Source organism: Vibrio xiamenensis, assembly GCF_900100015.1.
Lineage (GTDB): Bacteria > Pseudomonadota > Gammaproteobacteria > Enterobacterales > Vibrionaceae > Vibrio > Vibrio xiamenensis.
The window spans coordinates 87,668-106,561 of sequence record NZ_FNDD01000004.1 but is presented as its reverse complement, the minus strand read 5'-3'; the positions used below and the strand labels follow the sequence as shown (position 1 = coordinate 106,561).

Genomic DNA, 18,894 nt, shown 5'->3' with positions numbered 1-18,894 from the left:
TTTTTCCTTATCGCTAATTAAGAAATTATAAATTTTCATCATGTATAACATAATGATACTAGTAGATAAATACTTCATTCTAGCTAACAACGTCAGCAAGGGAGCTTTATAGATGTACCTTGAAAAACAACCCACAACTAAAAAATTACAGCTAGATAAAATGGGGTGGCTAGTACAACAACATAACAATGGCGAGGAGGTGATTCTCAATAACAAGTTACAAGTGAACTTAGTCGAGTTTGCTTCTTCACTACTAAGCCATGGCTTTTATATTGGTGAGAGCGAGCTTGCGCCGTCAAGTGACGAACTGGATTCCTCGTGGAGTGATTTCAAGCGCACTTGGCATAACTTGCCCACCGACACCTATATGAAAGACAACGGTACTTATCGCCAACGTCGCTACTCGACCATGTATTACTCGGCCAAGTTGCAGCAGTTGGTGCGTAAGCCCTATGTGCCGTTGTACAAATCCAGTCTATATAACAGCTTCGCCGGCGATCTGTTTCGTTATTTTGAAATGACTGAGGCGAGTCTGTACGCCAATAAGCATTTCAAGCGTGCGCTCACTTTGGCGCTGAAAACCTTTAACCGCTGTGAAGCCCTGCTTGGTAACACCACGCCACAATGGTTTGTTGAACTCGACCAATATCGTATCGTTGCGGGCGAAACCACACTGGGTAAACCGACGCCCGAAGGTATGCACAGCGATGGCACTTCGTACTTCTTGTTGATGCTGGTAGAGCGGCATAACATTCAAGGCGGAGTCAGCTCGGTGTACAACAGCAAGCGCGAGGTGATTGGCCAAACGACGCTGAAAAATCCCGGTGATATTATGCTGATTGATGACGCCAGTGTATTACACGATGTGTCGGATTTAATCAGCGATAGCGCCGGTGGTCACCGCGATATTTTGCATATCTCATTTACCAATCTCAATTCCACTCAAGCGATTCAGCGCCGCTTTGGTTTAAGCGAATCTGAGCTAGCGCTGCTGGCGAGCGATGAGGTGCAGTCGCAATGGATATAGCCGCCTTTTTTATCGCTTGCGTGGTGTTTAGTTTGTCGCCCGGCTCGGGCGCAGCGGTGTCAGTCAATAATGTGCTGGTTAACGGTTTTCGCGGCGCCAGTTTTGGCATCCTTGGCCTGCAAGCGGCTTTAGCTCTGCATCTGGTGCTGATTTACCTCGGGATTGGCATTTTAGTTTCTCAGTCGCCAACGCTGTATAACATTATTAAGTACGTGGGTGTGGCCTATCTTGCTTATCTTGGCGTTGAAAAAATCATTGCCAGCATCAAAGCCGATAACAGCCTGTTTGCCGAAGGGACGCAGCAGAGCAAATCGAGTTTGGTCAAACAGGGCTTTACCGTCAATCTGACCAACCCCAAATCGATCATCTTTCTCAGTGCATTTTTGCCGCAGTTTGTCGATATCCATGCCGATCAAGCTACGCAATATTTGCTGCTGGGCGCGATTGTGGTGCTGGTGGATACGGCGGTGATGTTTATTTACAGCCTTGGTGCCAACTCGTTTAAACGTTATTTATCCGATGGCAAAGTGATTCGCACCATCAACGGTATTTTTGGCGTCATTTTCATCGCCATTGCCGCCACCATCGCTTTTTAGTTTCCCTTCCTCAGCGGCGTCTCGGTAATCCCCATACTTGCTAAAGGCGCCGCTATTTTTTACGCCAGTTCAATCAAGCGTGGTGCTTTTTGTACCGCTAGCAATTATTTGCTTGGGTAGCAGATAATATTGTCAAATACTGCGCACTCGCTGAGCGCTTGATAGCCATGTTGTTGATCGCTGAAAAATCGCACCCGTTCACCGGCTTTCAGGCGGTGCCAGTTCTGGTCGAAAAATACCTGCATTTCACCTTGTTTCACCACGATATGTTCAATCACCCCAACGGCGTGAGGTGAGGACATTTGTTGATGGAAATGGGTTAGGGTGATCTCAAACATCTCCATTTTGGCGTCATCTTGATAAGCAAACAGGGTATTCACCTTCATATGAGTATCGGCGGGAAACGCGCGATCGCTTACATGCAACTTAGGATCGCCGGCGAAAAACGCAGAAAACGACGTGCCAAGGCCGCTGGCGATTTTCCACAGTACCGAAATAGTTGGGCTCGATTCTTGGCGTTCAATTTGGCCGAGCATCGCCTTGGACACGCCTGTGAGTTTAGACGCGGCGTCGAGGCTGATGTTTTGCGCTTTACGCAGGGTCTTAAGGTGAAGGGCAATTTGCGCGCGAAAATCGGCGTCTTGCATAACAAAATCCTAAGCTTGAAATATTGTTTGTGCGTTATAACGCACAGTGATACTCTTTTTGAGCGTTATAACGCACACGAAATAGTAGCATCATCACAAGGGATAGGAAATGTTAGCAAGGTGGTTTAATCCGGGGCATATCTCGGCAGGCTTTGGCGCGGTTCTGGTTGGCTATACCAGTTCGGTGGTGATCATTATTCAAGCTGCCAAAGCGGCGGGTGCCAGTGCGGCGCAAATTGAAAGTTGGCTGTTGGCGCTCGGTTTGGTGATGGGGCTGACGTCGATACTGTTTTCATGGCACTATAAAAAGCCGGTTCTCACTGCGTGGTCTACGCCGGGCGCGGCAATGTTGGTCACTGCAGTGGCGCAATATTCGCTGAGTGAGGCGATAGGGGCGTTCATGATAACCGGGGTGTTGATTGTGATTACCGGTTTAATTACGCCGTTAAGCCGCGCCATCGAACGGATTCCGCCACAGCTTGGCACTGCGATGCTCGGTGCAATTTTATTGCCATTTTGCTTAAAAGCATTTACGCCGCTAAGTTCAATGCCAATGGTATTTCTCCTGATGTTTGCCAGTTACCTGCTAGCCAAGCATCTGATGCCGCGCTACACCATGTTAACGTTGTTGATTGTTGGTGTGGCGTGCGGGTTATTCGGCGAGCAAAGCCAAGGGCTCAATGAGTCGCTCAGTGTCTCGCTTGCCAGTCCGGTGTGGATAAAACCTGAATTTACACTGCCCGCAGCGGTTAACCTTGCACTGCCGCTGTATGTCGTGACTATGCTGTCGCAAAATTTGCCCGGCATTGCGATGATGAGAAGCTATCACTATGACGTGCCAGTTAAACCGTTACTGGTCGGCACTGGGCTTGCCAATTTGCTGTTTGCACCGATAGGGGGTTTTAGCGTCAATCTGGCGGCGATTTCAGCCGCCATTTGTATGAATGAACAAGTCGACAGTGATAAATCGCAGCGCTATCGCGCTGTGATTTGGGCTGGGATGTTTTACTTGATGGCAGGACTATTCGCCACATCGGTCGTGGCGCTGTTTTTGGCGTTGCCGAATGAGATTTCCCATATTCTCGCCGGATTCGCGTTATTAGGGACTTTGCTGATGTGCTTAAGTAGCGCCTTTAAACAAGATAACTACCGCGAACCTGCGCTGTTTACCTTTTTAATCACCTTATCTGGTGTGAGTTTTCTGGGGATGAGCTCAACGCTTTGGGGGCTTTTAGTCGGGCTGGTGTACTTGCGTCTTAGCCATCAATCCGGCAAAGCTTAAGTGGCGCGTAACTTAAATAAATGTCAGAAAGTAAAGAGCCTGCGCAATGCAGGCTCTCTTCAATTATATGCACCGTTTTTAGTCATTAAGCCTGCGGAGAGACGCTCACACTGGCGCCAGTTGCGCTGTAACTGACCGACACATCGTAACTGGTGCCTGAGCTATCGCTGGCGGTAACGCTGTCAAATTCGCCATCAAGATAAGCGGCGGAAAGAATGCTAAAGCTCTCTGTCTCGCTCAGGGTTGGGACCGTGACAACCAGATTGCCACCGCTTAAGTAGATGCTGCCGCTAGCGCTAAGTTTAGCGTTATTGTTAAGATCAAGCACAAGGCTACCACCATCTTGAACATAAGCGCCGACATTAAGTGTACCTTGCGAGCTATCGCTGCTGCCATCGTCAATTGAGATTTCAAGATTACCATCTTGCTGATAGAGCGTGCCGCTGCCAAATGCACTGCTTGAGGCCGCGATTAAGCTACCTGCTTCAAGTAGTGTACCGCCGGAGTAGTTGTTGTCACCGGTGAGCGTTAAGCTGCCCTCGCCAAGTTTGGTGAGCAGGCCCGCGCCGCTAATATCATTACGCCAAGTATCTTGGGCGCCAAATTCACCATCATCAGAACTCATAGTGATGGTTACGTCGCCATCAAAAGCGCCGTAACCATCGGCGGCAGCAAATAGATTTAAGCGTCCCCAACCACGAGATTGATTGATAACCGGATAGTTGGAATCGATCTCTGTGGTGGCGAGCACCGCGCGGCGCTGGTCGTCATCAAGGTAAGGAAAGCGTGATGCGAGCAGAACTTCGGCGCCTTTTGGTACTTCGGCAGCGGCGCTGTCTTCATCAAGCGCTTCGAAACCGTAGGTCAATGCCGCAAGATAACGGGCCTTCATTTCATCGTGGTCGCTGTAACGCGCCGCTTCCACATCGCTGACATCGCTGTGAGCATAGTCATCGATAGTATCAAAACCGGCAGTTTGCGCTTTGGCTAAGAAATACTCGTTGGCTTGGCTTAGCGCTGTACTGGCAACGGTTGGGTTGGCATTGAGCGCCGCCGCAGTGACTGCGGTGCCCATAATCCGTCCGCCAATCACATCCAGCGGTGAGTGCATACCCGCGACAATTCGGTTGGTGCCAAGGTCCACCGCGCGCATCGCCATTTCAGCAAAACGCGCAGGAATCGTATAGGCAAGCCCTAAACCACGGTCGACCGCTTCAGTGGTATGGCCGCTAGGAAAGCCGCCGTCTTTAGCGCGGCCAGATACCCATGCATCGCCACTTCCCGCCGTGTAGTTGGAGCTAAAGCTGCCGTCGCCGTTGTCGGTATAGATGGTGCGTCCGGCGCAGCGCAAGCCAATCAGCGGTGAGACAATCGGGTCGCTTGGGAAGTCGTAGAATTTTTCCGTCACGCTGTCATCAAGGTTATGACATTCCAGCGCAGTGACATCGTCAATGCTGCTGAAGCTGGCGACACTGTAGTCGCTTTCCATGCGCCAAGGACGCGGAGATTCAAAGTGGTATTTGGGCGCTTCGGTTGAGGCGCCAAAGTCACGAATGGTATCCAGTAGCGCGATAACATCATCGAGTTCATAACCACTTTCACCATAGTTCGTGCCACCTTCACCTAAGCCTTCATTCGGCAAGTTGCTGTCATCAAATATATCAACCTCGGTGTCATCAACCAGCACCTCTGTGCCTTCATCGTTATATGAGTAAGGAGAGGTTGAATTGGCGCCAGTGCGATAATCATCAGCTAGAGCGCCAAGACCTGAGGTGATGCTGTAGCCTTTTTCACGTTGGTCATCGAGGTAGGCAAACACTTGGCTGGCGGCATCATCGCGGTCGACATCGGGCTCGGTTTCGCCGCTGCGAGTGAGGGTTTTGACATAGTCAAAGTTGTATTGCCAAACGTCATCATCAAGGGTGTTCGCGCCGCTGAAATCAAGCAGGAGTGCGCTGCTGGTGCTATTGGTCGCGCCGCCGTCGACGCCCGTGTAGCTTTCGTAGCCATCAGCGACGTCAAGGTCCGCGGAGCCAGTGCTAGACCAAGTGCTATCGCCAACACTCCAAATGTCGTTGAAACCAGTGAGAACTTGTAAAATCGGGTTAACCGCTTCGTCGTAAGCGACGATATTTTTCTTATAGTTGGTGACCTCAATATCACCATCGACCACCGCTGTACCTGAAATGTCAGGTGTATTAACGGTTTGTTCGTATCCAAGCCCCGTTGGCAGCGCGGGTTTTGTGTAACTGGCTTCACTGTCTGAGTCTGAATTACACGCGCTGAGTAGCGCACAGGTTAGCGCGGTGAGGGCGAATGTTTTCTGCTGATGTGAAATCTTCATGATCAAAGAGGTTTCCTTACTTCTATAAATGGTTTTTTGTGAATCTGGTTCAGGTTGTGCGCACAAGGAAGCGAGAAAACTAGCAATCAACAATGACGATTGCGTGACATCATGATGAACAATTTATGCTGTCACATAACTGTTACTTGTTGTTTTAAAAGAAAATATGTCATTTATTTCATATCGTCGAAATGTAAGGATGGTGCTGATTTGGGAAGATGAGGCAGGCGATAGAAAACAAAAAAAAGCCACACTAGTGGTGGCTTTATCCGTTGCAACATCAATAAGGGCTAGGCCTTTTTGAGTTCTTTCTTGATTTTTTTCACTTTAGATTTGGCTTTTTTAAGTGACTTTTTCAACTCTTTCTTCGTTGATTTTGCCATGATTTACTCCTTTGAATAGGTCATAACGACGGAAATGTCTCGCGCAGCCTATCTCGACATGTTTATGTATCTGCGTTTTTATGCGCCGCGATAAATTGCTGGATGAATTTGCGTATTTCTCGGGCTGCTGAAGTGTCCTGCTCTTCGCATATCGCTATAAATTCGTCACGTACTTCGCGGTTGATCCGTAACAGTAGTTGGCTGTCTTTCGGCTTTGATGACTTTTTACGGCCCATGCCACCATCCATAAAAAACGTATATACATTGTATATATAATGCGCGTCAGCATAGTGAAATCAACGCTTTCTCGCATTATTTTCGTTGTGTTCGTTATTGAGAGTTTTGTTGCGATGTTTTAGCAGCAATGTGATCGGTGACGGTTTGCTTTTATTGATACAAAGGTTTAGTGGCTCATCCAAACGATGGCTTTGGTGAAGGAAGAATTTTTGAATCAGTAAAAGTTACGATACGGTTCCAGAATTATTTTGTCTTCATCCATAATACTTTCGAATTTGCTAAATATTGTCTATTTTCAAAATAGTTACACTTGTGAAACGAATTTAATTGGTTTGTAAGTTGAGTATCAATTTGAAATCAAATGAAGCAACTGTTGTTACATATTGTAATATTTTGTTACAATGTGTGCGACATGACATGCATCGGTAGTAATGACCCAGTTTAAGGGATTGTTTCTACTGAAAAAATCCCCTCGACTGCCAATGGCTTAGTCAATAAGTTGTTCCCCCTGGTCGTTCGTGTTGGTCATTTAGTTCAAGTGAACTGCAATACTTTTGAAGAGTCCCAATCAGATAAGGATAGCTTTATGAAAAGAAGACAAGCTCTCAAGCTGTTGGGTCAAGCTGCGGCTACTCTCGCCATCGCCCCGCGTATTAATGCAGAAGAAATGCACGGTGTGCCACTCGAGACGGCCTTAAGTTCTGACCATTTACCCAATCCAGCACACGCTGGCGCCTATCGAGTCTTAACGAAAAAAGTTGACCGAGACACCTTATCCGCCATTTATGACCGCCTCATTCCCCAAGATGAATACGGCCCATCAGCGACCCAAAGTGGTTGCATTGAGTTTATCGACGACCAGCTTTTTGGTGATTACGGCTCAGGTAAAGCATTGTATTTAGAAGGCCCGATGGACCGTGCCAATGAAGAAAAACTGATGGGCAAACCTCAGTTTCTTGAAACGCCAAAACAGCGTTATTTGAAAGGGTTAACTGCGATTGAAGCGTACGCGCAGAAAAACCTTGGCGGTGCATTCGCAGCGCTGTCTCCAGATCAAATCGACGACTTTCTGCTTAAACTCGAAGCTGGCAAGATCAACTTAGGTAGCGATATCGACGGTGCTGCATTGTTTGAACTCATGCTGCAAAACGCCCGTGAAGGCTATCTGTCGGACCCTATTTATGGCGGCAACAAAGATATGGCTGGTTGGAAAATGATCGGCTTCCCAGGTGCACGTTATGATTATCGTCCTTACTTAGCCCGTCGTGGAGAAGAGTTAAATCTTATCCCAGTTAGCTTAATTCCAAACGATTAGGCTGGAGAAATATAATAATGATAAAAGAAAGAGCAAAAGTCGACGCGGTTATCTGTGGATTAGGATGGGCAGGTTCCGTCATCGCAGAAGAGTTAACTCGCGCGGGTTTAAATGTCGTCGCCATCGAACGAGGGGCTTGGCGTGATACGTCAACCGATTTTCCACCGGCAGTGGATCCTGATGAACTTCGCTGGCAAACCAGACGTTCCATGACTCAGCCAATGAGCGTGGAAACCACCACATTCCGTAACCATGACGGCCAAAAAGCGGCGCCAGTACGTAACTGGAACGCGTACCAGTTCGGCTGGAACGTTGGCGGTGCTGGCACACACTGGGCTGGCATGTCATGGCGTTTTAACCCTTGGGATTTTGAAGTTAAAACCAAAACCATCGAGCGTTATGGTGTTGAACGCACCAAGGGACTACAACTTCAAGACTGGGGCGTTACCTACGAAGAGATGGAACCGTACTACGACCGTTTCGAACGTATTGCAGGTACCTCAGGCAAAGCGGGTAACATTCAGGGTCAAAAAATTCCGGGCGGTAACGTATTTGAAGGTCCGCGTTCGCGTGAGTACCCAACGCCTGAACTTCAAGACACCAACTGGATGTCCAAATACCGCAAATTGACCACAGAGATGGGCTATCACCCATTTACAATTCCTGCGGGTAACTTGTCGCAAGCCTACGTTAACCCACTGGGCGTGACGATGGGACCTTGTACTTACTGCGGTTTCTGTGATTTTCATGGCTGTGGTAACTTCTCAAAATCGTCACCACAAGCGTGTATTCTTCCAGCCTTGATGCGCCGTAATAACTTTACGTTGCTTACTGAAACTGAAGTGCTTCACGCTGAGAAAGCCGAAGATGGCAAAACCGTTACCGGCGTGAAATTTATCACTAAAGATGGTGAGCAAGGTTTCCAACCTGCGGATATCGTTATCTTCACTGCCTACCAGATGGACAACGTACGTCTGATGCTGCTTTCTCAAGTGGGCGAGCAGTACGATCCAAAAACGGGTAAAGGCACCATTGGTCGTAACTACAGCTATCAAACCTGTTCATCGGTTACTGGTTTCTTCGACAACGAAAATATGAACCCATTTATCGGCGCCGGCGCGCTAGGGGTTCAGATCGATGATTTTAACGCAGATAACTTTGACCATAGCGATCTCGATTTCATCGGCGGTGCGGGCATCATGGCCTTTAACACCAATGGTCGTCCGATTCAAAACGCGGACGCGATTCGTCCGGGCACTCGCCGTTGGGGCACCGAATGGAAGAAAGCCTACGCGCGTGATTACCAAAATGCGGCGTCGATTTTCTGTCAAGGCACCTCGATGCCATCGCCAGGTGCTTACCTAAGTTTGGATCCGGAATACAAAGACCGTCACGGTCAACCGTTGCTGCGTGTCACCTTCGATTGGAACGAAAACGATAAGAAGATGGCAAAATACGCAACCGAAAAAGCCGTTGAAATCATGAAGCGCGCAGGCGCGAAAGACATCATGGTCGACAACCAAGCCGAAGCCAGCTGGAACCCATATAAACAGCACAGCTCGCACACAATTGGCGGCGCAGTGATGGGCGCAGATCCTAAGACTTCAGCGCTTAACCCTTACTTGCAAAGCTGGGATGCACACAACCTATTTGTGGTCGGTGCGTCTGCGTTCCCAAATAACGGTGGTTTCAACCCAACTCTCACAGTCGGGGCTCTAGCGGTTCGCGCAGCGCGCGCAATCCACGAAACTTACGTGAAAAATCCTGGCCCATTGGTAGAGGTGTAAGCTGTCATGACTGATAACAAACGTAAGATTTTAAAGATCGTTATCGCCATCGTTGTCGTGGTTGCGATCCTAGCCTTGGTACGTCTGTGGCAAACGATAGACACTTCACGCTCGGATGTCGCGGATGACACTGTCACCTTGTCGCAGTACAAAACCGATGATCTCGACGCGATCAAACGTGGTGAATACGTGATGCGAGTTGGCGACTGTTCGGCGTGTCATACCGCTGGAAATGGCTATATGGGCGGTGGCTACGACATCAAAACGCCATTTGGTGATCTCTACAGCTCCAATATTACGCCTGATCCTGAAACCGGTATCGGTAACATGACCGAACGTGATTTCTACAACGCGGTTCGCCAAGGTATGGGTTCGCACGGCTTCCTCTATCCAGCCATGCCATACACGGCTTATGTGAAGATGTCGGATCAAGACATGCATGACTTGTGGGCTTACTTCTCCACTGTGAAACCCGTGAAACACGATATCGATGAAACCAAAGATATGCCATTTCCATTCAACGTGCGCTTGTCGCTTGCGGGCTGGAATATGCTGTTCTTTGATAACTCAGGTCTTGAGCAAGATGCGAACCAAAGCGCAGAGTGGAACCGTGGTAAATACTTAGTGGATGGCGGCGGCCACTGCTCGGCATGTCACAGTCCACGTAACTTGCTGGGCGGCGAAGTCACCAGCGGCTACATGCAAGGTGGTAATTTAGGTGAATGGTATGCGCCAGATTTAACTTCCAACCCTCACAAAGGGATTGGCGATATGTCTGAGCAGCAAATCAAAGACTACCTAAAAACCGGCTCTGATGGCATTGGTGTAGCAACAGGTGCGATGGCGGAAGCGATTGAGCACTCAACCCAATATTTCACTGACGAAGACCTTGGCGCGATTGCCACTTACCTTAAGAGCATTCCTGCCTCACAAGGCGGTGAGCCGCATCCGCAGCTGAAAGTATCGGACAAAGTCGCGCTTAGCTATGAAGTGAACTGCTCAGCGTGTCATGGTCTGGAAGGTGAGGGGATTAAAGGTATGGTCCCTGCGTTTGCGAAAAACAATGTTATCAACGCCGATGATCCAACCAACCTAATCCATGCCATGCTCAAAGGCGCTCGCGCTGCGCATACTCACACGGCGCAAACCGCTGCCGGTATGCCATCATTTGCTTGGAAGATGAACGACCAAGAGATCGCAGATGTTCTTAACTATGTGCGTAACTCGTGGGGCAACACTGCGCTTGAAGTGACGGCAGACCAAGTGGCTGAAATGCGTGATTCTCTAGGCGCAAGACAAAAACTGACTGTGCCAGCGAAATAAGTGTTTATTAATGCTTAAGCGCGTAGGCGCAAAGTGATTAAACTAAAAGCCCTGTGAAAACGGGGCTTTTTTGTATCTGAAGGCGGTTGTCTTGTGATGGCATCGGCCTTGAGTGCGTAAATGCATGCTTAACCGTGTTAAGCCAACGCGCGAGTATTCCAGTGATAAATCTGCCAGTTTTTGCCTTGCGCGGCTTGCTCAAGTTGCTGACAAGGGTTAATCAAATAGGCGTGGTCAGCGTATTCACACAGCGGCAAATCGTTGATCGAATCGGTGTAGAAATGCAGCGCAGAAAAGTCGCTTTGCTGGGCGTTAATCCATTGCTCAAGGCGAGCAATTTTTCCTTGGCGATAACTAGGGATGCCGACAATTTGCGCGCTGTAGTGGTCGCCTATCACCGCCATATCAATGCCAAGCGCGTGTTCAACGCCTAACGACTTGGCGACTTGGGTGACGATAAAGCTCACCGTTGCCGAGATGATAACCATCGGTATTTGCTTGGCTTTTAAATCGGCGAGCAGCGCTTGCGCTTCTTTAAACACACGCGGCTCAACGTACTCTGCAACAAATTGCGCCACTAATTCATCGACTTTGGTGCATGGCATGGCCGCTAATGGCTGCATCGTAAAGGCCAGATACGCTTCCATATCCAGTTTACCCACGCCGTACAACGCCATCAGTTTTTGATCTGTGGTGAGAAAGTCAGGGTCTTTGACAAACCCTTTATCGACCAAAAATTGATTCCACAACATCGAGCAATCGCCATCGATGAGGGTGTCATCCATATCAAATATATACAGTGGTGACGGCATATTACTCTCTTACCGGTTGGATTTCGTTAAGGTTAAATAGAATGTCGATGTAGCTCCCCGGCGCCAGCAAACGCTCCGATGAACGGTTAAGCAGATCGACGGTCAGAGTTTGCGGGCCGACCATGATGGTATAGCGAATCACATTGCCGAGCAGCTGATGCTGCGTAATTTTTCCGTTAATTGGCGCCGAGACATGCGTTGGATATTGGCGACCGGCTTCGCGTACGTAAATCGATTCCGGGCGAATCGCCAGTGTTGATTGCGCGTCCACGCCAAGCCAATGCCGAGCAAAGTTGGCTTCGACCAAGTTGTAATGCCCCATAAATCCCGCCACAAACTGGTTTTTAGGCTGGGTATAAATCTGCTCTGGTTTGCCTTGTTGGACAATTTGTCCTTGGTTCATTAAGAAGATGCGATCTGACATCAACATCGCTTCTTCCTGATCATGGGTGACGAAAATCGTGGTCAGATTGAGCTCTTTTTGAATATCACGAATTTGCAGGCGCAGGTTTTTACGAATTTTGGCATCCAGCGCAGAAAGTGGCTCATCCAGCAGCAAAATTCGTGGTTGCATTACCAGTGCTCGTGCTAGCGCAACCCTTTGACGCTGTCCTCCCGAGAGTTCGTGCGGATAGTGGCGCTGCTTACCAGACAGTTCAACCAAATCGATAAAACGCGCGATGTCTTGCTCGGCTTGCGCTTTACTTACGCCTTTCATTCTCAGGCCAAAGCCGATGTTATCGTGCACCGTCATGTTGGGAAACAGCGCGTATGACTGAAATACCATGCCGATTTCGCGTTTTTGCGGCGCGAGGTGAGTCATGTTTTCGCCATCCACCCAAATCTCGCCGTGATCGACATCGTCAAGGCCGGCAATGCTGCGCAGTAGCGTTGATTTTCCGCATCCACTTGGGCCAAGTAAGGTGACGAATTCGCCTTGCTCAATCGAAAAATCGATCGCTTTAAACACCTGATTGTCGCCAAATGCCTTGGCGAGTCGGGTCACTTCTACATAGCTCATTGTTTACTTCCTGCACTAAGGTATGAGGCCAGCCAAGTACAGACAAAAATGAACACAAAGTAAGTCATTACCAGGGCTGAGGTGAAATGCCCACTGGTCTGGCGCATGTTATAAAGATAAATCTGCAAGGTTTCGTAGCGAGTGCCAACCAGAATGTTGGCAAATACGAATTCTCCGAGCAAAAACGAGAACGAGACAAACAGCGATGCCATTAAGCCTTTCTTAATATTGGGCAAAATGATCAGCAAAAAGGCTTTGCTGGTACTGGCACCAAGTAAGTGCGCAGCATCGATCAAGTCGCGCAGATTAATGGCGATAAAACTGTTGGCAATCGCGCGATACATAAACGGAAGCGCGATGGTGAAATAGGTGCCAATCAAAATCCATGGCGTACCGACCAACGGCACACTGCTGTCGGCGTATATTTGTAACAGGCCGACAGACGACACCACCGGCGGCACTGCAAATGGCAATAAGATCAGAATGTTCATTAACTTATCGAGCTTTGGAAAGTAGTAGAACACCACAAAGATCATTGGCAGTACCAGTAGCGTGGCGAGCAGCAAGGCGCTAAAGCAGATAAACAGCGAACGGCCAAACGCGGCGAGAAATCGCGGGTCGGTGAGTAACGTTAAATACCAATTCAAAGTAAAGCCTTCGGGCAGAATGGTCGCGCCCCAGCGGCTGGAAAATGAATAGGCGAGGGTGGCGAGAATCGGCATCAGCAGCAGCGCGACGATGCTGTACACCACGGTTTTATGAAAGCGTTGCGAACGATTATGCATGGCGATAACTCCGTGACACTAACCACTGATTGACCGCAGTGACCAGCGCCAGAAGCGCCATCAGTAGCACCGAAATCGCCGCCGCCAGATTAGGCTCAAGGAACAGATCGCCCGAGACCAAGCTTGCGATGCGAATGGTGATCATATTGTAATTGCCAGTGGTGAGTGCATAGACACTGGCATACGCGCCAATGGCGTTGGCGAACAAAATAATAAAAGTGCCTAGTAGCGCAGGGGCAAGGACTGGAATCCCGATATTGAGCCAGTAACGCATTGGGCTTGCGCCGAGCAGTGCGGCGGCGTCATACCAATCTTGTTTAAGGGCGTCAAAGGCCGGGTAGAGCAGTAAAATCCCCAGTGGAATCTGAAAATAGATGTACAGTGTGAGCAATCCCCACTGACCGTAGAGATTAAAATCGTCAATGATGCCGGCTTGCTTAAGCAGCAGAGTAACGGCGCCGTTGGTGCCGAGAATGATGATAAAAGCGAAAGCCAAAGGCACGCCAGCAAAGTTGCTGCTCATATTGGTAAAAGCAATCACGGCGCTGCGAATGCGGTTGTTGAGATGGCGCAGTGACGAAACCATCAGTGCGGCGATCGCAAGGCCTACGATACTTGACCAAAACGAAATCCATAAACTGTTGGTAAAGCCCTGAATAATGAATTTGGAGTCAAACACTTCTAGGTAATTGCCAAGTGACCAACTGTCGTCATAGAGAAAACTGTTGATGACAACCCAGATCATCGGCGCCAGTTGAAACAAATAGAAAAACGCCGCAAACGGCACGACCAATAGCAAGGGTCGAAGCTTTTTTAGTTGGCGTTTACGCCTGTTTTGAGGTTCACAAGACGATACGATTTTATCCATGGTGGTATTGACCTCGCGACTCATAGCAAACATTGTGGATTGAACAGTTTGTGATGTTCAAGGCCGAGTAGCTGGCAAATCAGCCCGCATATCTCAGTTTGCTTGATATCGGCGCTCTGGTGGGAGAAACCCTTTCCAGCAACATACAACGGGACTTGACGTTCTTCCGCCAGCAATCCGCCGTGGGATTTGTCATCGTTCATACCATGATCGCTGGTCACCAGCACTTGATAGCCCATGGCAATCCACGTCGGCATAAAGTCGGATAACACCACATCGGCGTAGCGCGCACTGTTGCGGTATTGGGCGGAATTGAGACCAAAACGGTGGCCAGCGTCATCGATATTCATTGAGTGCACCAGCAGAAAATCCGGGTCGTAGTGATGGCGAAGATACTCTGCATCGAGAAACAACGCCTCATCGGGATAGTGGTCCCAATGATAAAAAATGCCGTTGTGAATGTTTAAGCTTTGATCATGAGTGTGACGGTCGCGCTTGGCATCATAAGGCGCGCGGTTATAAAGCTCACTGACCCAGTGATAAGCCGCCGCCGCCGTGGTCAAGCTTTGTTTAGCCGCGAGGCTGAATACCGACTCATGATGAGAAAGGCGAACCACGTGATTATGCACGATCCCGCTTTCGATTGGCGTCACGCCCGTTAGCAAGCATTCATACAAAGGCCGCGACAGAGAAGGCAGCTCACTGGTGATGGGGTAATACGTTGCTTTTTGTTGCTCAACCAAGCCATTAAGGTAGCCCATACCTTCACGGGCTACCTGCTGGTTCAGGCCATCAAGAACAACAAGAATGACCTTGTTTTGCATAGACTTATCCAACTATTGCTGATTGATCAAAACACTTTCTTGCCATTGACGTGGCAGTTTGCGCGCCGATTTTTCCCAAGCTTTGAAATCTTTGATTGGGTGCACGTTGGAGTATTCTGAATTTGGAATCAGCTTGTCTTGAACGTCTTTTGGCAAGGTCACGTTGGTGCGAATTGGGCGAGCGTAACCTTTGGCAAGGTTGATCTGTCCTTGGTCACTGAAAATGTATTCGCGCGCCAGCTTAGCGGCATTGGGGTTTTTGGCGAATTTGTTGATGATGGTGGTGTAACCGGAAATCACCGAGCCATCTTGCGGAATGGTAACGGTAAAGCGCGAGCGATCAATTTTATCGCGGTAGTTGAGGGCGTTGAAGTCCCACAAAATCGCCACTTCCACTTCGCCTTTTTCAAGGTTTGCCAGTGATGGATCGGTGAACGATAAACGACCTTGTTTCGCCAATTTGGCAAAATAGTCGATGGCTGGGCTCAAATCGGCTTCGCTGCCACCGTTGGCAAACGCCGCAGCTAATACCGCGTTGTTGGCCTGCGCCGCAACCCCGACATCACCGACGGTGACTTTGTAATCCCCTTTAAGAATGTCGCCCCAAGAGTGCGGTGCGTTCTTGACCAAATTGTTGTTGGAAATAAACGAAATGGTTCCCGTATACGCCAACATCCAATTGCCATCGGCATCTTTCGCCCAGTCAGGGATTTCGCTCCAAGTTGAAGGTTTATAAGGTTGGGTCACGCCTTTTTGCACGGCAACGCGGGCAAAGGCAAAGCCGACATCACCGATATCCGCGGTCGCGTTGGATTTCTCGGCGTCAAACTTGGCGATTTCTTGCGCCGAGCTCATGTCGGTATCTTGATGGGAAATCTGATATTTGCTGGTTAAATCGGCCCAAGTGTCTTTCCAGTTGGCCCAGCTGTCAGGCATACCAATGCTGTAGACCTGACCTTCTTTTTGTGCCGCTTTGACTAGGGCGTCTAAGTCAGCGGCCCAAACGGTGCTGGCGCAGCAAATGCTCGCCAGTGTTGCGGTGATAAGTAGTGGTTTCATAATTATCCATCCTATGGACTAGTTCAGTTAGTGTGTTTTCTATCCTTTAGAAAAATTATTACGGTTTAAATCGAAAAATATGAACGTTTTTTTACCTATTTTTGACAAATTATCGAAAATAAGAACAAAATTTCACCAATTAAAGCGCGATTTGCATTTGGTTTTTAACCCAGCTAAGGTTGAGTGATGGTATTTTCTGGACTAGTTCATGGATGGCGGGTAGAACCACGCAACTGAGCAAAATTAAAGCGGTGATTCGCGAACAGATCGCAGGTGGTGTGATTACCGCGCAGCAAAAATTGCCTTCTGAGCGTGAGCTTTGTGAGCGCTTTGCGACCACGCGTATCACAATTAAAGACGCGTTAAGCTCACTGGAAACCGAAGGATTGATCTATCGTGAGGAGCGTAAAGGCTGGTTTGTGTCACCACCGCGAGTGCATTACAACCCGTTGTCACGTAGCCACTTTCATCAAATGATTCATGACCAGCACCGTATTGCAGAAACGCGATTATTAAGTGTTGAAACACAGATGGCGCGCAGCGACTATGCACGCGTGCTTGAGCGCAGTGATTTGCCGACCATTCATTTGATTCGTCGTTTACGCTATATCGACGGGCGCGCTGTGTTGTATGTTGAGAACTGCCTGATCAGCGAGTTGTTTGAAGGGATTTTAAGTGAGAATCTTACCGCGTCATTGACGCAGCTTTACGAGCAAAAATATGGTTATACCACCAGCCGCTCGCGATTTGATGTGATTCCAACCGCCGCGCCGGATGCGGTAGCGAAAGCACTTGGGATTGCCAGTGGTCAGCAGGTACTTAAGATTTGCCGGGTTAACTACAACCAGTTCAATCAAATTATCGACTGTGAATTTGAATATTGGCGTCCGGATTCGGTGATGATCACCATCGACAGCTATTAACAGCTATTAAGGGCTTTTAAAGGTAAATCGGTGCAAGACAGTTGCTAATAAGTCAGTGGTTAACAGAGCAATGAACAAGTTCGCCCTATTGGTGGTGACAAATCACCAGTAGGGCGAACTCGTTTGGTTGGATTACAACGCTTTTAGATTACAGCGCTTGTAATTGCCCGAGCTCCACCTCGCGCAGGCGCTGTTCGTGAAAGCTTGTCGTGATTGGTACGACATTATTTGGTCGCTGGTTTAGCACATGGGCTAACACCTTGCTGGCGTCAAACCCATCGATATCATCGATATGCACGCAGCGCTCACCCAACAAACCATACATTTCCGGATTGGTGTGAGTGTAGAGACCAATACAAGCGACATCAGCGGCATCCGCTAAATGCAGCGGACCCGTGTCGCAGCTAATAAAGCCATCCGTATGCTTCAAGAAGCACGCCAATTCGCGCAAACTAGAAGCGCGGTAGGCGTGGTCACATTTGCCAAGTGGCTGACAAATTTCCGGCCCCATCACTTCAACCCAATTGATCGGGGTGTCGCTGGCCGCGTCAAACTTCTCAAGAATTGAAGTCCACGCTTGGTCTGACATCTTTTTATCCCCGCGAGCGCCGCGAAAATAGGCCATCACCCGTTTATCGTTGGAACCTAGAGCTTGGCGAGCCGCCTTGCCAACCTCAAGTTCTTGTTCGCTAAACGTCATTTGATGACTGGTTTTATGCAGCGATTGATGCGCCAAACGCGGTAACAAACTCAAACATCTTAGTGAAGCATGAGAGTAGACAACTTGCGGTTCAAAGGTGTGAGTGAACGCATTGTTGTAGTGCTCATGACTCGGTGCGACTTTGTTTTTGGCATTGATCAAGGCGCAGGTAATCGCATCTTGCGACGACGCAAATGGCATCAAACACAAATCGTATTGTGTTTGACGTAACGCCTTAAGATTGCGCAGGCATTGTCGCCAATTTTTAAACGTAAACTGAGTAAAGCCAAACTTGGCAATGCCCATGTTTTCGAATATTTGCTGCTGCCAAGGCATCTTTTGGATCAAGGTGATTTCAGCGTCAGGATAGAACTGCTGAACTTGACGGATAAAAGGAATCAAGAACACCGTATTTCCAACACGACTGTTGTTTCGCACAATCGCAATACGTTTTGTTTCCTCGGGTTTTAGCAATTCTGTTTCGCAACTGGTTCGATTATTTAGCGCACTTAATAAGCTTCCTGTTAGCGATTGCATCTGCCTTTTACGTGCTTTGTCAAAGCGACGCAAACCATTTTTTATTGTTAAGGTAGTGCTCATAGACAACCCCTTGTGATTATTATTTGTTATTTCCTACAACCATTAATTTAGGGCGGCTTTATTAAGATTTACTTAAGAAACGATGAAAAGCTACTGATATCGAATGAGACGCATGGCAACTGGAATCTGGCTTCCTAGCTGGCAAATTGTTGCGTAATAGAACAGTGTTCTCGTGGGGTCAAGATCGCATAAATTGGAGTTATATTGTTGTTTGTACGTTAAAAATGCGGATTTTTTGGTCGATTATGACTTCCAAGCGCAGACGTTTTTGGCTGAGAGTTGGGAAAAATGTGAGCTTTGACAGACTATCGCTTGAGTGCTTTGCATTTTCCATCTCAACCAATGCATGGCTCCGCAACTG

The 18,894-nt window shown here is 48.5% G+C and carries 17 protein-coding genes; 7 read left to right on the top strand and 10 right to left on the bottom strand.

Going from position 1 to position 18,894, the window contains the following annotated elements; translation table 11 throughout:
• Window positions 1-112 precede the first annotated feature (112 nt).
• Together BLS03_RS04970 and BLS03_RS04965 are read left to right on the top strand one after the other, a co-directional pair.
• Window positions 113-1,027, top strand: a complete 915-nt coding sequence (locus BLS03_RS04970) for a 2OG-Fe dioxygenase family protein (protein WP_093269497.1) — start codon at window positions 113-115, stop codon at window positions 1,025-1,027.
• On the top strand, window positions 1,018-1,623 hold the full coding sequence (locus BLS03_RS04965) for a LysE family transporter (protein ID WP_093269493.1): 606 nt from the start codon (window positions 1,018-1,020) through the stop codon (window positions 1,621-1,623). Before BLS03_RS04970 ends, BLS03_RS04965 begins: the two co-directional genes overlap by 10 nt.
• A gap of 104 nt (window positions 1,624-1,727) precedes the next feature.
• On the opposite strand, the gene BLS03_RS04960 is transcribed toward BLS03_RS04965, so the two are convergent.
• Complete coding sequence (locus tag BLS03_RS04960; protein ID WP_093269490.1) at window positions 1,728-2,270, bottom strand: helix-turn-helix domain-containing protein; 543 nt, start codon at window positions 2,268-2,270, stop codon at window positions 1,728-1,730.
• A 109-nt stretch (window positions 2,271-2,379) separates the two neighbouring features.
• Between BLS03_RS04960 and BLS03_RS04955 the strand changes: the two genes are divergently transcribed.
• Window positions 2,380-3,552, top strand: coding sequence for a benzoate/H(+) symporter BenE family transporter (locus BLS03_RS04955; protein WP_093269487.1), 1,173 nt, complete (start codon window positions 2,380-2,382; stop codon window positions 3,550-3,552).
• 85 nt (window positions 3,553-3,637) lie between these two features.
• Here the strand turns inward: BLS03_RS04955 and BLS03_RS04950 are convergent, their stop codons facing one another.
• Window positions 3,638-5,896 (bottom strand): phosphatase PAP2 family protein, encoded by a 2,259-nt coding sequence (locus tag BLS03_RS04950; protein ID WP_093269484.1) that lies wholly within the window; start codon window positions 5,894-5,896, stop codon window positions 3,638-3,640.
• A 445-nt stretch (window positions 5,897-6,341) separates the two neighbouring features.
• A complete protein-coding gene (locus tag BLS03_RS25615; protein WP_176765505.1) occupies window positions 6,342-6,515 on the bottom strand; it encodes a hypothetical protein in 174 nt (57 codons plus the stop codon).
• Between the two features lie 587 nt (window positions 6,516-7,102).
• Between BLS03_RS25615 and BLS03_RS04945 the strand changes: the two genes are divergently transcribed.
• The 3 genes from BLS03_RS04945 to BLS03_RS04935 are packed head-to-tail and all read left to right on the top strand — an operon-like array spanning window position 7,103 to window position 10,941.
• The gene (locus tag BLS03_RS04945) at window positions 7,103-7,831 is read left to right on the top strand and encodes a gluconate 2-dehydrogenase subunit 3 family protein (protein WP_093269481.1); all 729 of its coding nucleotides are present in this window, start codon (window positions 7,103-7,105) and stop codon (window positions 7,829-7,831) included.
• A gap of 17 nt (window positions 7,832-7,848) precedes the next feature.
• On the top strand, window positions 7,849-9,618 hold the full coding sequence (locus BLS03_RS04940) for a GMC family oxidoreductase (protein ID WP_093269478.1): 1,770 nt from the start codon (window positions 7,849-7,851) through the stop codon (window positions 9,616-9,618).
• Between the two features lie 6 nt (window positions 9,619-9,624).
• A complete protein-coding gene (locus BLS03_RS04935) occupies window positions 9,625-10,941 on the top strand; it encodes a c-type cytochrome (RefSeq protein WP_093269475.1) in 1,317 nt (438 codons plus the stop codon).
• A gap of 137 nt (window positions 10,942-11,078) precedes the next feature.
• On the opposite strand, the gene BLS03_RS04930 is transcribed toward BLS03_RS04935, so the two are convergent.
• Genes BLS03_RS04930 through BLS03_RS04905 form a run of 6 tightly spaced genes read right to left on the bottom strand, consistent with a single transcriptional unit; the run spans window position 11,079 to window position 16,310 of the window.
• Window positions 11,079-11,753, bottom strand: a complete 675-nt coding sequence (locus BLS03_RS04930; protein WP_093269472.1) for an HAD family hydrolase — start codon at window positions 11,751-11,753, stop codon at window positions 11,079-11,081.
• 1 nt (window position 11,754) lies between these two features.
• The gene (locus BLS03_RS04925) at window positions 11,755-12,774 is read right to left on the bottom strand and encodes an ABC transporter ATP-binding protein (protein ID WP_093269470.1); all 1,020 of its coding nucleotides are present in this window, start codon (window positions 12,772-12,774) and stop codon (window positions 11,755-11,757) included.
• Window positions 12,771-13,559 (bottom strand): ABC transporter permease, encoded by a 789-nt coding sequence (locus BLS03_RS04920; RefSeq protein ID WP_093269467.1) that lies wholly within the window; start codon window positions 13,557-13,559, stop codon window positions 12,771-12,773. The genes BLS03_RS04925 and BLS03_RS04920 overlap by 4 nt, the downstream gene beginning before the upstream one ends.
• Window positions 13,552-14,451 carry an ABC transporter permease gene (locus BLS03_RS04915; protein ID WP_425445092.1) on the bottom strand — a complete coding sequence of 300 codons (900 nt, stop codon included), beginning with the start codon at window positions 14,449-14,451 and terminating at the stop codon, window positions 13,552-13,554. The genes BLS03_RS04920 and BLS03_RS04915 overlap by 8 nt, the downstream gene beginning before the upstream one ends.
• On the bottom strand, window positions 14,448-15,251 hold the full coding sequence (locus tag BLS03_RS04910; RefSeq protein WP_093269465.1) for an alkaline phosphatase family protein: 804 nt from the start codon (window positions 15,249-15,251) through the stop codon (window positions 14,448-14,450). Before BLS03_RS04910 ends, BLS03_RS04915 begins: the two co-directional genes overlap by 4 nt.
• A 12-nt stretch (window positions 15,252-15,263) precedes the next feature.
• Window positions 15,264-16,310 carry an ABC transporter substrate-binding protein gene (locus BLS03_RS04905; protein ID WP_093269462.1) on the bottom strand — a complete coding sequence of 349 codons (1,047 nt, stop codon included), beginning with the start codon at window positions 16,308-16,310 and terminating at the stop codon, window positions 15,264-15,266.
• A gap of 212 nt (window positions 16,311-16,522) precedes the next feature.
• Here BLS03_RS04905 and BLS03_RS04900 point away from each other — a divergent pair, with 212 nt between their 5' ends.
• Window positions 16,523-17,233, top strand: a complete 711-nt coding sequence (locus BLS03_RS04900) for a UTRA domain-containing protein (RefSeq protein WP_093269460.1) — start codon at window positions 16,523-16,525, stop codon at window positions 17,231-17,233.
• A 148-nt stretch (window positions 17,234-17,381) separates the two neighbouring features.
• Here the strand turns inward: BLS03_RS04900 and BLS03_RS04895 are convergent, their stop codons facing one another.
• Entirely contained in the window at window positions 17,382-18,533 is a 1,152-nt protein-coding gene (locus BLS03_RS04895) for a glycosyltransferase family 9 protein (RefSeq protein ID WP_093269457.1), read from the bottom strand.
• Between the last annotated feature and the right edge of the window lie 361 nt (window positions 18,534-18,894).